This window comes from Streptomyces sp. NPDC088350 (assembly GCF_044753545.1).
In the GTDB taxonomy this organism is placed as follows: domain Bacteria; phylum Actinomycetota; class Actinomycetes; order Streptomycetales; family Streptomycetaceae; genus Streptomyces.
On sequence record NZ_JBIVNL010000024.1, the window covers coordinates 27,223 to 42,236 of the forward strand.

Here is a 15,014-nt window from a genome sequence, read left to right on the forward strand (position 1 = left end):
CGGAACAGGGCGGCGCGGGTCTCAGTCGAGATCCGCGCTGTCCAAGATCTTCGTCATGTCGAAGAAGCCGTTCTTCGCCGACACCAGAACGCCCTTCCGTACGACCTGAAGCGTGATGTCGGCGTTGACGAGGCGGGCCAGTCCGACGGACGCGAGATTGTCGTCCGCGGAGCTCCACTGGAGTGTCGGCGTGAGCCCGCCCGTGTTGACCTTGACGCCGTCGTCGAGGGCGCGCCGCACGTTGTCGGCGGTCACGTCGCCGCCGCCGAGCGATTTCACGACGGCCCTGAACGCGGTGTACGCGATCCAGGTGGTCTGCACCCCCGCGTCCGCCGGGTCGATGCGGTTGTCACCGAAGGCCACCTCGTTGACGGCCTTCTTCATCGGGTCCCAGCGCGCGTCGCTCGCGACCGGGTACCAGCCGGTGATGTACGACCCCTCGTACGGCCCGGACTGCCCGCCCGTGGAGTTGATCTCGGTCTGGTCGACGCTGCCGAGCACGGTCGCGGTCCGTACCGCGGGATAGCTCTGGCGCTCGCGCCGGAAGGAGTCCATGAAGGTGTCGGTGCGGTCCCCGAGGGAGGGCACCACGCACCCCTTCTTGCCCGAGTCGCCGCTCGCGCTCTCCAGCGCGCGCGCCGACTGGTCCGCGTACTCGGTGGCGTCGTCGGCCGCGAGCTGGTCGCTCGCCGGTCCGTGGCCGCCCGCCTTGAGCCCGGCGTTCAGCAGCGGGGGCAGGTCGTCGCCGGCGATGGAGTCGGGCCGGACGAGCGTGACCGGGCCGCAGGAAGGGGCGAGTTCCTTGCCGAGGCCCGCCAGGAGCGCGGGCTGGCCGCCGTTGACGGGGTAGGACAGGGCGCGGGTGAACTCCTCGTTCGTCACGCCGTAGCCGCCGATGTACGGGATGCCGGCGCCCTCCAGCGGGGCGAAGTACGAGTCGCTGAACTCGCTGTAGGAGCCGACGACCGCGACGACGTTCTCCTGCACGGCCTGCCGGGCGCATCTCGCCGCGGACACACTGGTGTTGTGGTCGTTGCAGGTCAGGACCTTGAGTTTGCGGCCGTTGAGACCGCCGTGCTTGTTGATCCACTTCGCGTACGCCGTCGCCATGGCGGGCATACCGGGCTTGTTGGTCGCGTTGGTGTCCCACGGCGCCCAGGTCATCACGGTGATCGCGGCGTCCCCGGAGCCCCCCGTGGTACCGGGGATCACCCCGCAGCCGGCCGCGAGCGACGCACATGCCACCAGAGCGGCCGCCGACGTGACGGATGCTCTGACGGGCCGGGTGATCGTGGGGAGGAAGGTGCTGCGCTTGCGCCGCCTGCCGGTCATGTACACACACGCTTCCGCCACACAGCTAACCCGGGAGTGACTCGTGGTCAATGAACGGTGACGTGGAGGTGAATTACGGGGGGTGTTCCTGTGTGTGTGACAAGGAACGTACGATCGATGACCGTGCAAGGTTCGGAGAACTCTTCCCGTCGCCCCCGTCGCTCCTCCACCATGGGCGGCATGCCACTGAACGACATGCCCTGGTGGCGCTGGCGCAGCAACGTGCGTTCCGCGCTGCACATGCTCTCGGACCCGGCGTTCCAGAGAGACGTCTGGCTGGCCGGCGTCGACGGCTACGGTGACGTCACCGACGCCGTCTACCGGCTCGTCGAGGACACCTGGCTCGACAACTGGTCCGCCGAGAAATACGTCGGCACGATCTTCCGCGACTCCCAGGAGGCGGCCCTCGTCGACACCGCCGTCCTGCGCGTCCTGCGGATCATGCACCAGGTCGGCCCGGACGCGCAGGTCGCCGCGTACGTCGACCACCAGGCGTGGCCGGAGGCGGTGCGGGCGGCACGGGACGCCCATGTGCGGATGGCGGTGAGCGACGGGGAGGACCCGGACGCGCCGCCGCGCACGCTGGAGGTCCTCCAGATCATGACGCGGTCCGCGTAGGCAGAGGGCTGACGCGGGTCCGCGTGGGGCGACGGCTGACGCGGTTCGCGTAGGGCGACGGTGGGTGCGGTCCGCGTAGGCCGGCGGTGGGTGCGGGGCGTCGGTCCGGGTGGCGGACGCCGGTCCCTCCGATCGGGGGGATATGGGACCCTGTCCCGCATGAACGCGCAGTCCACCCCAGCCGCGGCACCCGCCGACCAGTACGTCCTCACCCTGTCCTGCCCCGACAAGCAGGGCATCGTGCACGCCGTGTCGAGCTATCTCTTCATGACCGGCTGCAACATCGTGGACAGCCAGCAGTTCGGCGACCAGGACACGGGACTGTTCTTCATGCGCGTCCACTTCTCGGCGGAGCCGCCGGTGACCGTGGACAAGCTGCGCGCGAGCTTCGCGGCGATCGGTGACTCCTTCCACATGGACTGGCAGATCAACCGGGCCGACGAGAAGATGCGCATCGTCCTCATGGTCAGCAAGTTCGGCCACTGCCTGAACGACCTGCTGTTCCGGGCGCGGATCGGTGCGCTGCCGGTGGAGATCGCGGCCGTGGTGTCCAACCACACCGACTTCGCCGAGCTGGTGGAGTCGTACCACATCCCCTTCCACCACATCCCCGTGACGAAGGACAACAAGGCCGAGGCCGAGGCGCGGATTCTCGACCTGGTCCGCGAGGAGAACGTCGAACTCGTCGTCCTCGCCCGCTACATGCAGGTCCTCTCCGACGACCTCTGCAAGGCGCTCAGCGGCCGGATCATCAACATCCACCACTCGTTCCTGCCGAGCTTCAAGGGCGCGAAGCCGTATCACCAGGCGCACGCGCGGGGCGTCAAGCTGATCGGCGCCACCGCCCACTATGTGACTGCCGACCTCGACGAGGGGCCGATCATCGAGCAGGAGGTCGAGCGGGTCGGGCACGACGTGACCCCGGACCAGCTGGTGGCGATCGGACGTGACGTGGAGTGCCAGGCGCTGGCGCGAGCGGTCAAGTGGCATGCGGAGCGCCGGATTCTGCTGAACGGGCGCCGGACGGTCGTGTTCGCCTAGGGGCGAGGGGGGTGCGGTTTCGGGGCGACTGCGGGCGCGTTGTGGCTGGTCGCGCCCACGCGGCGGAGCCGCATATCGATACAGCCCCGCGCCCCTGGAACTGAGCCGGCGTTTCGAAGGGGCGCGGGGAACTGCGCCACCAGCTCCACCCACCCGCAGCCGCCCCCGAAACCCGCCCCCTACATCCGGCTCAACGACGCCGTCGCGAACAGCACATCCCTGATCGCCTCCCGGTCACCGAGCTGCCCCGCGGCCGCCTCCTCCGGCGACACATGTCCCGCGGCCAGGTGGCAGAACTCCACGCCGTCCAGGGCGATATGGGCCACCTCACGCTCCGCGGAAGCCACCGCCCCGGGTGAGTCAAGGGCGATCAACCACTCGCCCCCACCATGCCCCTCGATCTCCAGCCGCAGACTCCGCCCGGGCTCCCCCGCACCGACGAGATGCCGCCCGTTCCCCTGCGAAGCCAACCCGTGTCGCCGCCGCTCGGCCAGCACCGCGGGAAGCATCCGCGCGGCGAGGTCGATCATCCGGTTCAGGTAGCGCGGGGACGGCGGCTCGTACGGATAGTCCACCGCGTCCGCGATGTCCTCCGCGTGCACCCAGCACTCGAAGGCCCGGTCGAGCATCGCATCGTGCAACGGCAGCTCGAAGTCGCCGTAGGAGACGGCGAGTTTGCCGGTGGTGCCGCCAGTGAACGACACCGTGCGGACGATGTCGTGGCTCTGCTCGCGCCAGGGCGCGCGGATGGACCGGGTCGGCGGGAAGTACGACGCCCGCCAGTACGCCTCGGTGCGCGAGGCCGGCGTCGCGGGCTTGGGAGCCTCCCCGGACAGCGGGTCGTCGAGGCCCAGCGCCGCCGCGACCAGGCCGTCGACGGTCAGCAGATGCGCGATGACCCCGGCGACGGTCGTACGGCGGCTCGTCGGACCCTCGCCGTCGAACCAGCGCAGCCGCACGGGCGCGTGCCACTCGGCGTCGCCTATGTCCTGGAGCAGCGCGTCCAGCCGCGCGGTCTCCGCGTCGTACGGTGTCGCCCACTCCGGCACGGGTATGCGCGGCGGCCGGCGGTCGAAGGAGCCGGTGAGGACGCGGGTACGCAGACCGGGGTCGAGGTCGAGGGGTTCGACGGGGTGCAGCAGTCCTACGGCGCCGCGCAGCCGCAGCGCCTCGTCCGCGCAGGCCCCGCACTCACCGAGGTGCTCCTCCACGGCCGCCGTCTCCTCCGCCGAACACGCGGCCAGCGCCCACGCGCCGAGCAGCGCCTTCAGCACCCGGTGCTCCAGGACCAGCGGCACCGGCCGGGACTCCGACGCGTCGAGCTCGGGCAGTGGGCGCCCGGTGTCCTCCACGGAGGCGCGGGGCATCGGAATCCGCGGCGACTCACCTTCACCGCTCACGGAACCCGCGTCCGCGGAACCGTCACCGGGACCGCCCGGCCCACGGTACGAGCCGTCACCGCTGTCACCGGGGCCGCCCGCCGCACCGTGCGAGCCGTCCCCACTCGCCGAACCGTCACCCCCAGGCTCGCCCGGCCCACCCTGCGTGCCCTCGCCGTCGCCACCACCGTCGTTCACCGAACCGCCGTTCCCGGAGCCGTAGTTCACCCGGTGGTCGTTCCCGGAACCACCCTGCGCGGAGCCGTCGCCCGCGGAGTCACCGGGCTCACCCGGGGCACCCCTGCTCCCCGGCCCACCCTGCGCCGGCACGACCTCCGCACCTTGCCCGGCCCCTTCCCCTTCTCCGGCGCCTTCGCGGTACCCCTTGTGACCCTTGTGACCCTTGTATCCCTTGCGCTCCTCGAAGCCGTCGCGCTGTGCGTCGGTCACGCCCCACCCCCCGCTCCCGGCGGTGCGCCGGCGTCGTGGGCGGTGGAGAGGAGCTGGAGGCCGAGGCGGAGGCGGCGGCGGGCCTCGTCCTCGGTGACGCCGAGGTCGACGGCGGTCTGGCGGTAGTCACGGCGCTGGAAGTAGGCCAGCTCCAGGGCGGCCCGCAGCGGGGCGGGCATGGACGTGACGATGTAGTCGGCGCGGGCGGCGACGGAGGCGCGGCGGACCTTGCGCTCCAACTCCTCGGTGGTGCCCTGGCCGCCCTGCGCGAGGGCGGCGGTCTCGGTGGCGCGCAGCCGCTGCACGGCGAGGCGGTGGGTCAACGCGGCCACCCAGGAACGGAGGGTGCCCTGCTTGGGGTCGTAGGTGTCGGGGTGTTCCCACACGTGGGCGAAGACCTCGCGGGTGATGCCGTCGGCGGCGGTCTCGTCGCCGAGGACGCGGTGGGCGAGGGAGTGCACCAGGGAGCCGAAGCGGTCGTACAGCTCACCGAGGGCCGCCGCCTCGCCGCGTGCGAGCCGCTGCTGCATCTTGCGGTCCCAGCGGGGCGGTGCGTCCTTCGTCGCCATGCGGCCCCCTCACCGTGCCTGTGCCCACGTCAAGCGTGCGCTCACCGTCTCTTCGAATGTAGTGGGCACGTCTGACAGCGCACCCCCCATTCTGCAATTGCACGCCCCCGAAGGGACGCAGGTGGTAACGGATCTGCGCCTACCCTGCCCACACCTGATCGAACAGGATCGAAGGCGACCAAAACAAGCCTCTTCCGACCGTTTTCCGTTTCTGGCGCCATGTTTCAGGGAACGGCCGCTGGGCAGCCGCGCTGCAAGGAAGCGTAGGTACGGCTTCCGTTTCCGGACGGTTTCCGGGAGTTCCGGCTAGCGAGAGGCGCGATGGTGGCCTTCAAAGTGAACGACGGCGAGCGCGGCGGCTGGTCCGTGCTCCTCGTGTCCGGCGAACTGGACCTGGTGACCTCGCCGGTGCTGCGCCAGCGCGTGCACGACGTGGTGGCCGACGGTCACCACAGCCTGGTCGTGGACCTCTCTGAGGTGCTGTTCTGCGACTCCAGCGGGGTCGGCGTGCTGATCGCCGCCCGCCGGCTGATCCGGTCCTGCCAGGGCAATCTGCGCCTCATCCTGCCCGCGCACGGGGCCGTCGACGGTTCGCACGTCAACCGGGTCCTCGGCGCCCTCGGCGTGCGCCGCCTCTTCGACGTCTACCCCGATGTGATGGTGGCCACGGAAGAGGCGCCCGAGGAAGAGGCGGACCCCCTCTCGGCGTGACGCCACGGGGTTCCGCCGTGACGCCGCGGGTTTCCCGCGTGACGCCGTTGTTTCGGAATTTCCCCGGTCTTGGTACAAGCGACGTTTTCCCACTCCCGGACCCGCCCCGGCGTCGTACGCTCCCTGCCAAGCGCACCCACATGAGTAAGGCGGCCCGAAACACATGGTCAGCACCGAGTACGAGCGACGGATCGCCGCCCGGTTCGCCACCTTCGACCAGGACGGCAACGGCTTCATCGACCGGGAGGACTTCAACTCGGCGGCCAAGGCGCTGCTCGCGGAGTTCGGTACGGCGGCCCGCTCCGACAAGGGACAGGCCCTGTACATCGGCGCCGAGGCGTTCTGGCAGGGCATGGCGGGCATCGCCGACCGGGACGGCGACCAGCGCGTCAGCCGCGAGGAGTTCGTGGGCGGCGCGGTCAAGCGGTTGCGCGACAACCCGGAGCGCTTCGCCGAGATCGGCCGCCCCTTCCTGCACGCGGCGCTCGACGTCGCGGACCCGGACGGGGACGGCTCGGCCACCATCGCGGACACCGTGCGTGTCCTCAAGGCCCTCGGGGTCCCCGACGACATCGCCGCCATGGCCGCCGCCGCCCTCGACACGGACAGCGACGGCAAGGTCGGCGAGGCGGAGATCGTCTCCTCCTTCGCCCGCTACTTCACTGTCCCGGAGTAGTCCTGGGATCCGTCCTGGGATCCGTTCCGGGATCCGTTCCGAGACCCGAATAGCGCTCCCGCAGCTTGTACTTGAGCACCTTGCGCAGCGTCTCGTTGCGCGGAAGGGCGTCCACGATCTCCAGCTGCTCTGGCAGCTTGTGCACGGACAGCCCTTCCGCGCGCAGATAGTCCGTCACGGCGGACAGGGTCAACTCCCCGGCTCCCGGCGGCTGTTCGACCACCGCGCAGACCCGTTCCCCGCGCTCCGCGTCCGGCAGCCCCACGACGGCCACGTCCCCGACGCCCGGATGCGCGGCCAGCAGATCCTCGATCTCCTTCGCCGAGATGTTCTCGCCCTTGCGGATGATCACGTCCTTGAGCCGCCCGGTGAGGACGAGATGCCCGCTGTCGGTCACCCGCCCCAGGTCCCCGGTGCGCAGAAACCCGTCCGCGTCGAAGGCCTCGGCCGTCTGCGCCGGGTCCAAGTACCCCTGGCACACGGCCTCCCCGCGCAGCCGCACCTCCCCGCCCCCGGCGATCCGGATCTCCATCCCCTCGGGCGGCCGTCCCTCGGTCGTGGCGAGGTTCTCCGTCGTGTCGTCCGGGTCCCCCATGGTGATCATCGGCACCTCGGTCATGCCGTATCCGTGGGTGAGCTGGACCCCCATCTCCCGTACGACGGAGTGGTAGACCTCCGGCGGCTTGGGCGCCCCGCCGCCCGCGAGCAGCCGTAGCGAGGGAATGACCTTCGTCCCCGGCTGCTTGCGCTGCTCGGCAAGGAACATGGAATAGAAGGCGGTTGAGCCGCCGGCCACCGTCACGCCGTGCTTGCGGTACCCCTCCAGCGCGTCCGGCAGCGCGAACTGCTCGAACATCACCGCCGGGAAGCCGTACAGCAGCAGCATCACGGTGTAGTCGGGCCCGGCGATGTGCGCGTACGGGAAGGCCATCGAGCCCACGTCGTCCGCCGTCAGCCGCAGCGCGTGCGCGAGGCACGAGCCGCCCGCGATCAGCGAACGGTCCGTGTGCAGCACGCCCTTGGGGTCGGAGGTGGTGCCGGAGGTCCAGTAGATCCAGCGGACGGAGGTGCCGTCGGCGGGCGGAGGGGGGAGTATGTCCGGTTCGCCGTACGGGAGTTGGGCGTTGTCGTACGCCTCGAAGATCCCGCGTGCGCCGAGCCGCCGTGCCATCTCCGTGTGGTCGAAGCCGCGCCAGGTGCCGGGGACCGCGAAGTACTCCGCCTTCGACTCCCTCAGCGCGAAGCCGACTTCGCGGTCGCGGTAGAAGGGGATCACCGGTGTCTGTACGGCGCCGAGGCGGGCCAGGGCGAAGGAGAGCAGGGCCGTCTCGATACGGGTGGGCAGCTGCCAGGCGACGACCGTGCCGGGGCGTACGCCCATGCCGTACAGGCCCGCCGCCACCCGCTCCGACCGGTCCCGCAACTCGCCGAAGCTCAGGGCGCGGTCGTCCTGGAGGAGGACCGGGCGGTCGGGGGTCAGGTCGGCGCGGCGGACGACCAGTTCCCACAGGGTGCGGGAGGAGCTCAGGGAGTGCGGCGTCTCGTTCATGGTCCCCTCCTTGGCTGACGACTCGTCAGGTGACATGCTATCTGACGGGTCATCAGATAAGTACCGTCCCGGCGGAGGGGAACCCATGGCCACCGAACTGCCCCGCATCATCAGCGTCGACGACCACGTGATCGAACCCGCGCACCTCTTCGAGACCTGGCTGCCGAAGAAGTACCGGGACCGCGGCCCCCAGCCGCTCACCGCCGGCATCGGCGAACTCGCCTACGTGGCGGGCAAGTACCAGATCACGATGGACCCGGACGGCCCGCCCACCGACTGGTGGATCTACGAGGACCTCAAGTTCCCGTACAAGCGCAACATCGCCGCCGTCGGCTTCGACCGCGACGAGATGACCCTGGAGGGCATCACCCGCGAGCAGATGCGCCGGGGTTGCTGGGACCCCAAGGCGCGGCTCGCGGACATGGACCTCAACCATGTCGAGGGCTCCCTCTGCTTCCCGACCTTCCCGCGCTTCTGCGGCCAGACCTTCGCCGAGGCGCACGACAAGGAGGTCGCGCTCGCCTGCGTCCGCGCCTACAACGACTGGATGGTCGAGGAGTGGTGCGGCGACAGCGGCGGCCGGCTCATCCCGCTGTGCCTGATCCCTTTGTGGGACGTCGAGTTGGCGGTCGAGGAGATCCGGCGCAACGCGGCACGCGGCGTACGCGCGGTGACCTTCAGCGAGATTCCGACGTATCTGGGACTGCCGTCGATCCACTCCGGCTACTGGGACCCGTTCTTCGCCGTCTGCCAGGAGACCGGCACGGTCGTCAACATGCACATCGGCAGCAGCTCCCAGATGCCCGCCGCCTCCCCGGACGCGCCCCCCGCCGTACAGGCCTCGCTGTCCTTCAACAACGCCATGGCCTCGATGATGGACTTCCTCTTCAGCGGGGTCCTGGTGAAGTTCCCGACCCTCAAACTCGCCTACTCCGAGGGCCAGATGGGCTGGATCCCGTACGCCCTGGAGCGGGCCGACGACGTGTGGGAGGAGCACCGCGCGTGGGGCGGCGTGCGGGACCTCATCCCGGACCCGCCCTCCACTTACTACTACCGGCAGATGTTCTGCTGCTTCTTCCGCGACAAGCACGGGGTCGCTTCGCTGGACGTGGTGGGGCGGGACAACGCCACCTTCGAGACCGACTATCCGCACGTCGACTCGACCTTCCCGCACACCAAGGAGGTCGCCCTCGACCATGTGAAGGGCCTCGACGACGAGACGGTCTACAAGCTGATGCGGGGCAACGCGATCCGCATGCTGGGCCTGGACCTCGACAAGTAATGGACCTCTCGTACACGCCCGAGGAGGACGAATTCCGGGCGCGCCTGAGGGAGTGGCTGGCCAAGGTGCTGCCCACCTTGCCTTCGAAGCCGTCCCCGGACGACTGGCCGGCCCGGCGCGTCTACGACCTCGGCTGGCAGCGGATGTTGTACGACGCCGGGTACGCCGATGTGCACTGGGGCGCCTCCCCGACCACCCGGCTGATCTTCCTGGAGGAGACCGAGAAGGCGGGCGCACCCTACGTAGGGGCCAATTTCGTGGGGCTGTTGCACGCGGGGCCGACGATAGCCGCCGAGGGGACGCCCGAGCAGCGGGAGCGCTGGCTGCCGCCGGTGCTGCGCGGCGACGAGGTGTGGTGCCAGGGCTTCAGCGAACCGGAGGCGGGGTCCGACCTCGCGTCGTTGCGCACGCGCGCGTGGCGGGACGGCGACGACTACGTGGTGACCGGTTCCAAGATCTGGACCTCGCACGCCGAAGTCGCCGACTGGTGCGAGCTGTTGGTCCGGACGGACACGTCGGCGCCGAAGCATCGGGGGATCACCTGGCTCGCCATGCCCATGGACGCGGCGGGCATCACCGTACGGCCGCTGCGGACGCTCGCCGGGTCCGCGGAGTTCGCCGAGGTGTTTCTCGACGAGGTGCGGGTGCCTGTCGGCAACCGGGTGGGGGACGAGAACGACGGGTGGCGCGTGACGATGGTGACGTTGTCCTTCGAGCGCGGTACGGCCTTTGTGGGGGAGGTCGTCGCCTGCCGACGGGTGTTGGGGGAACTGGCTGCGGAGGCGCGGCGGAACGGGAGTTGGGACGATCCCGCGCTCCGGCGGCGGCTGGGGCGGTTGAACGCGGAGTTCCGGGCGTTGTGGCGGCTGACGCAGTGGAATGTCAGCGAGGCGGAAGCCTCCGGCGGCGTTCCGGGTGTGGGCGGCTCGGTCTTCAAACTCCGCTACTCGCACGCCCGTCAGGAGCTGTATGACGCGGCGGCGGAGGTTCTGGGGGCGGAGTCGCTGGATCTGGAGCGGCCTTGGGTGCTGGATCGGCTGTCCTCGCTTTCGTACACCATCGCCGCCGGTACCTCGCAGATTCAGCAGAACATTGTGGCCGAGCGGATTCTTGGGTTGCCGAAGGGGAGGTGAGCCATGCGGTTTCAACTGACTGATGATCAAAGGGTCTTGCGGGATGCGGTGCGGGATGTGATCGGTCGGTGGTCGGGTGCGGGTCCGTCGTGGCTGGTCGCGCAGTTCCCCGCGCCCCTAAAAGCTCCTCGGCTGGACCGGGGTTTGTGGAGGGCCCTCGGCGACCTTGGGGTGTTCTCCCTGCGGTTGGCCGAAGCCGACGGCGGAGCCGGACTCGGGCTGCCCGAAGCCGTGTTGGTGTTTGAGGAAGTGGGGGCGGCGTTGGTGCCGGGGCCGTTGGTGGCTACGCATCTTGCTGCGGGGGTGGTGCCGGGGGCGGCCACGGGGGAGACAGTTGTCGCCGCTGCCGACGGGAGGCTTGTGGAGTGGCTGGAGGAGGCCGATGTCGTGCTGCCGGGGGCCGAGGGGGCCGTAGCGCTGCGGTCGGTGGATCCGTTGACGCCGTTGCATCGGGTGCCGGCTCCGGCGCGTACCGATCCCGTCGCCGTTCTTCTCACCGCCGCGGAGCAGCTGGGTACCGCCACGCGTGTCTGTGGGCTCGCGGTGCAACACGCCCGGACTCGGGAGCAGTTCGGGCAGCCGATCGGGGCTTTTCAGGCCGTGAAGCATCTGTGCGCGCAGGCGTTGGTGCGGGTCGAGGTGGCGCGGGTCGCCGTCTACGCGGCTGCCGTGACCGGTGATCCGGTGGACATCGCGGCGGCGCGGCTGCTGGCCGACGAGGCCGCCGTACGCGGGGCCCGGGACTGTTTGCAGGTGCATGGCGGGATGGGCTTCACCTGGGAGTCCGAGGTCCATCTGCATCAGAAACGGGCGTGGGTGCGCGCTCGGCGTGGTGGTGGCGGTACGGAGAGTGAGGATGTGCTCGCGGCGGATCTGGTGGCCTGAGTGGCGTGACGGGCCGCTGGGCTGCGGCGACCGGATCGGGCTCGACAACGGTGTCACGGATCGTGGCACACCGGAATCACGGAGCGTTGATATCGGGTTGTGTCCTACGCGTGACTCGTCACGGCCCGGAGTCGGCTGCGGGCTCCGGTACCTTCTGTGGGATGCGAGTGGTTCAAGGTACGAGCCATGCCGGTGTTGCCTGTGAGGCGGCCCCGGACCGGGCGGCGCGCTCCGCCGCTCGTACGGTAGAACGGGCTTTCACCCCTGCCTGTTCGACTCCCTGCGGTGAGCGTCGCACAGTATCCCGCACACGTACTCCTTCGCGCTGGAATATGCCCGAAGCGCTTGTTGGGGTGACTGAACGTCAACCATGCTGTCTCGCAAGGGATTCACGTTCCGTGACCCTTGCTCTGACCCTTGCCCTGGCCATTGTTCTGGCCATGCAGGAAATGGCTACGATCGTGGCCCTCGTGAGGCGCGAGGCTATGTGTCCGCCGGTTCGGATGGTGTGAGCGGTGCAGGTGCTTCAAATGCAGCTGGAGATCCGGCCCGACCCCGCGGAGGTGGGGCGAGCCCGACGGTGGGCGCGCTCGCGGCTCGCCGGGTCCGGGATAGAGGCCGACGAGCCGCTCGCCGAGACGCTGATCCTCCTCGTCTCCGAACTCGTCACCAACGCCGTGGTGCACACCGGTTGTCCGGCCGTGCTGCGGCTCTCCCTGCCGGGGGTGGCGACCGAGTCGGCGACCGTGCGCCTTGAGGTCGCGGACACCAGCTGTCAGGCCCCGGTGCCGCGGTGCGCGGAGGGCGACGAGACCGGCGGGCGCGGCCTGGCCCTGGTGGACGGCCTCGCCGACCGCTGGGGCTGGAGCGCCGAGGGCACCGGCAAGCGCATCTGGTGCGAGATCGACCGGAACAGCGAACCCCGGGAGGCCGCTGCGGCGTTCGGGGGCGGCGTCACGGCGTACGAGGGCTTCGAGTTCGAGGGCTTCGCGTACGAAGCGGTGTAGGTGCCCTGTGCAAGTGCCGGGCGGAGATGCGCCGGGCTGTGCTTCCGTGCGCGCCCGGTGACAAATACGGCTTACGGAACAAATCCCCGGATGGGCGTTGACGCGACGTGACCACGTGGTCACGCTTGTGGGCAGCGATTCGCCGCGAGGGGACGGCGAGGGCTTCGGTGACGGGGGCCCTCGGCGAGTGTGGGTCGCGTTCGGCGTGGGCTCCCTCGGGGCCGGGGGCCAGGACGGGGCGCCGGAGTCGGATGGCGGCACGCGGTGCCGTGCTCGGGGCGGGCAGCAGCGCGCCGCCATCCGACCGTAAGTCCGGCCCTCGTCAAAACCGGACTGCCTTAGAGGATGGCGATCGGGGCCACCGGGGTTCCCGTCGCGCCCACGAAAGGTTCGGGCATGGCCGACAGGAAGAACGCGTAGCGGTTTTCTTGTCCACAGGCTGTGGACAACTCTTCGAGATTCCAGTTCTGGCCCTGCGGCATTCCCATCTCGACCAGATCGAGGGCGTGCACCGGCAGCCACAGGTCCTCGATCTCCGGCGGAAATATCTCAAAGGTCAGCGTGTCATTGGCGACGGCCGCGACATCGCGCGCGTGGAACCATTCCGGCGTACGGATCGACAGGCCGGGCGACGGGTAGCCGTAACCGTGCTTGTCGCCGGACAGATACACCTGGACCTGCCCGGTCCGTACGAGCACGATGTCTCCCGATCGGACCTGGGTTCCGGCGAGTTGCTCGGCGGCCTCCAGGTCCTCCGGGGTGACCGCGTGACCGCCTTCGAGGCGATCGACGCCGCGTGCGCGTGCCACGTCGAGCAGTACCCCGCGCGAGACGATGTGCCGCGCCTTGTCGATACCGCTGAACTCGGCCCCGCCGTGCGGGGTCACGGTGCCGGCCGGGCGGCCGTTGTAGAGCTTCCCGGAGTGCGAGACATGGGTCAGCGCGTCCCAGTGGGTGCCGGCCTGCAGTCCCATCGTCACGGCGTCGTCGCTGCACGCCACCGTCCCCGGGCCGAAGAGTTCCTGGTTGATCTGCACCATCGCGTGCAGGGGGTTGATCCGGCCGGGGATCAACCCCGTCTGTACGCCGTCGTGTTGGAGGGGCAGGGCGAGGGGGACGCGGCGACCGGTCCGGATCTCGGCGGCAGCCTCGCGGATCACCTCGTCGGTGATCAGGTTCAGGGTGCCGATCTCGTCGTCCGACCCCCAACGGCCCCAGTTGTTCACGCGCTTGGCGATGTCGTGGAACTCCGGACCAAGTGTCGGCTGTGACATCGGGGCCTCCCCGGGGCTTGTCTCCAGGCATCTGACGGGTCGTAGAATCTGAGTCGAATCTAACGGACCGTCAGAAACTGCGGGAGGGGCCGGGCATGGGGAACTTCTTGGCAGGCAAGGTCGTCGCCGTCACGGGCGCGGGCCGGGGCATCGGTCGTGCGGTCGCGCTCGCGGCGGCGGCCGAGGGGGCGCGGGTCGTCGTCAACGACTACGGCGTCTCGATGGACGGCGCGTCGCCGACGAGTGAGATCGCCGAGGGCGTGGTCAAGGAGATCGAGGCGGCGGGCGGGGAGGCCGTCGCCGTCGCCGATGACATCTCAACCATGGCTGGCGGGCAGCGGGTTGTCGATGTGGCGCTGTCTTCGTACGGGCGGATTGACGGTGTGGTGTGCGTTGCCGGGATTCTTCGGGAGCGGATGCTCTTCAACATGTCCGAGGAGGAGTGGGATCCCGTTCTCGCCACCCATTTGAAGGGGACGTTCACCGTTTTCCGGGCGGCCTCGGCGGTGATGCGGAAACAGCGGGCCGGGACCTTGATCGGGTTCACCAGCGGGAACCATCAAGGGTCGGTTTCCCAGGCGAATTACAGTGCGGCGAAGGGGGGGATCATCTCGCTCGTGCGGAGCGCTGCGCTCGGTTTGAACAAGTACGGGGTTACCGCCAATGCGGTGGCGCCTGTCGCTCGTACGCGGATGTCGGCCAATGTCCCCATGGAGTTGGCGGAGATCGGGTCGGCGGAGGATGTCGCGGCGCTGGTGGTGTATCTGCTGTCGGATTCGGCTCGGGAGCAGGGGATTACCGGGCAGGTTTATACCGTTGCCGGGCCGAAGATCGCGGTGTGGGCTCAGCCTCGGGAGTTGCGGACGGCGTATGCCTCCGGCGGGTGGACGGCTGAAAAGATCGCGGAGTTCTTGCCGGGGTCGGTCGGGGTGGATCCGATGCCGATGCTTTCTCGGTTGCAGGAGATGGAGAGGGCTGCGCGGAGTGGGGAGCGGCCTAACGCCTAGTGGGGTGGGGGTGCGGTTGTATGGCGGGTGCGGGTGCGTTGTGGCTGGTCGCGCCCACGCGGCGGAGCCGCAAATTGATACAGTCCCGCGCCCCTGGGTAG

14 protein-coding genes are annotated in these 15,014 nt (G+C 69.7%); 9 read left to right on the top strand and 5 right to left on the bottom strand.

Translation table 11 applies throughout. From position 1 onward, the window contains the following. Window positions 1-21: 21 nt before the first annotated feature. On the bottom strand, window positions 22-1,332 hold the full coding sequence (locus tag ACIQBL_RS47210; protein ID WP_401955045.1) for an ABC transporter substrate-binding protein: 1,311 nt from the start codon (window positions 1,330-1,332) through the stop codon (window positions 22-24). A gap of 117 nt (window positions 1,333-1,449) precedes the next feature. Here ACIQBL_RS47210 and ACIQBL_RS47215 point away from each other — a divergent pair, with 117 nt between their 5' ends. Together ACIQBL_RS47215 and purU are read left to right on the top strand one after the other, a co-directional pair. Then, complete coding sequence (locus tag ACIQBL_RS47215) at window positions 1,450-1,950, top strand: hypothetical protein (protein ID WP_401955047.1); 501 nt, start codon at window positions 1,450-1,452, stop codon at window positions 1,948-1,950. 159 nt (window positions 1,951-2,109) lie between these two features. Beyond that, on the top strand, window positions 2,110-2,991 hold the full coding sequence (purU, locus tag ACIQBL_RS47220; RefSeq protein WP_401955049.1) for a formyltetrahydrofolate deformylase: 882 nt from the start codon (window positions 2,110-2,112) through the stop codon (window positions 2,989-2,991). Between the two features lie 179 nt (window positions 2,992-3,170). Here purU and ACIQBL_RS47225 read toward each other — a convergent pair whose 3' ends face one another. Both ACIQBL_RS47225 and ACIQBL_RS47230 read right to left on the bottom strand, forming a co-directional pair. After that, window positions 3,171-4,568, bottom strand: a complete 1,398-nt coding sequence (locus tag ACIQBL_RS47225; RefSeq protein ID WP_401955114.1) for a zf-HC2 domain-containing protein — start codon at window positions 4,566-4,568, stop codon at window positions 3,171-3,173. A 248-nt stretch (window positions 4,569-4,816) separates the two neighbouring features. Then, on the bottom strand, window positions 4,817-5,389 hold the full coding sequence (locus tag ACIQBL_RS47230) for a sigma-70 family RNA polymerase sigma factor (RefSeq protein ID WP_401955051.1): 573 nt from the start codon (window positions 5,387-5,389) through the stop codon (window positions 4,817-4,819). A 321-nt stretch (window positions 5,390-5,710) separates the two neighbouring features. On the opposite strand from ACIQBL_RS47230, the gene ACIQBL_RS47235 reads away from it, so the two are divergent. Continuing rightward, window positions 5,711-6,100: an STAS domain-containing protein gene (locus ACIQBL_RS47235; protein WP_401955053.1), complete on the top strand. Its 390-nt coding sequence runs from the start codon at window positions 5,711-5,713 to the stop codon at window positions 6,098-6,100. A gap of 163 nt (window positions 6,101-6,263) precedes the next feature. Beyond that, window positions 6,264-6,776, top strand: coding sequence for an EF-hand domain-containing protein (locus tag ACIQBL_RS47240; protein ID WP_200689302.1), 513 nt, complete (start codon window positions 6,264-6,266; stop codon window positions 6,774-6,776). Here the strand turns inward: ACIQBL_RS47240 and ACIQBL_RS47245 are convergent. Then, window positions 6,760-8,325, bottom strand: coding sequence for a class I adenylate-forming enzyme family protein (locus ACIQBL_RS47245; RefSeq protein WP_401955055.1), 1,566 nt, complete (start codon window positions 8,323-8,325; stop codon window positions 6,760-6,762). The two genes, ACIQBL_RS47240 and ACIQBL_RS47245, sit on opposite strands and share 17 nt — an antisense overlap. 85 nt (window positions 8,326-8,410) lie before the next feature. Here ACIQBL_RS47245 and ACIQBL_RS47250 point away from each other — a divergent pair, with 85 nt between their 5' ends. The 4 genes from ACIQBL_RS47250 to ACIQBL_RS47265 all read left to right on the top strand — a co-directional run bounded on the left by ACIQBL_RS47250 (window position 8,411) and on the right by ACIQBL_RS47265 (window position 12,632). Beyond that, complete coding sequence (locus tag ACIQBL_RS47250) at window positions 8,411-9,607, top strand: amidohydrolase family protein (RefSeq protein ID WP_043673793.1); 1,197 nt, start codon at window positions 8,411-8,413, stop codon at window positions 9,605-9,607. Next, window positions 9,607-10,740 (top strand): acyl-CoA dehydrogenase family protein, encoded by a 1,134-nt coding sequence (locus tag ACIQBL_RS47255; RefSeq protein ID WP_401955058.1) that lies wholly within the window; start codon window positions 9,607-9,609, stop codon window positions 10,738-10,740. Before ACIQBL_RS47250 ends, ACIQBL_RS47255 begins: the two co-directional genes overlap by 1 nt. 3 nt (window positions 10,741-10,743) lie before the next feature. Further along, window positions 10,744-11,625, top strand: a complete 882-nt coding sequence (locus ACIQBL_RS47260; protein WP_401955060.1) for an acyl-CoA dehydrogenase family protein — start codon at window positions 10,744-10,746, stop codon at window positions 11,623-11,625. Window positions 11,626-12,155: 530 nt separating this feature from the next. Further along, on the top strand, window positions 12,156-12,632 hold the full coding sequence (locus ACIQBL_RS47265; protein ID WP_401955062.1) for an ATP-binding protein: 477 nt from the start codon (window positions 12,156-12,158) through the stop codon (window positions 12,630-12,632). Window positions 12,633-12,970: 338 nt separating this feature from the next. Here ACIQBL_RS47265 and ACIQBL_RS47270 read toward each other — a convergent pair whose 3' ends face one another. Then, on the bottom strand, window positions 12,971-13,906 hold the full coding sequence (locus ACIQBL_RS47270) for a cyclase family protein (RefSeq protein ID WP_401955064.1): 936 nt from the start codon (window positions 13,904-13,906) through the stop codon (window positions 12,971-12,973). A 95-nt stretch (window positions 13,907-14,001) separates the two neighbouring features. On the opposite strand from ACIQBL_RS47270, the gene ACIQBL_RS47275 reads away from it, so the two are divergent. Further along, window positions 14,002-14,913 (top strand): SDR family NAD(P)-dependent oxidoreductase, encoded by a 912-nt coding sequence (locus ACIQBL_RS47275; RefSeq protein WP_401955066.1) that lies wholly within the window; start codon window positions 14,002-14,004, stop codon window positions 14,911-14,913. Window positions 14,914-15,014 lie beyond the last annotated feature (101 nt).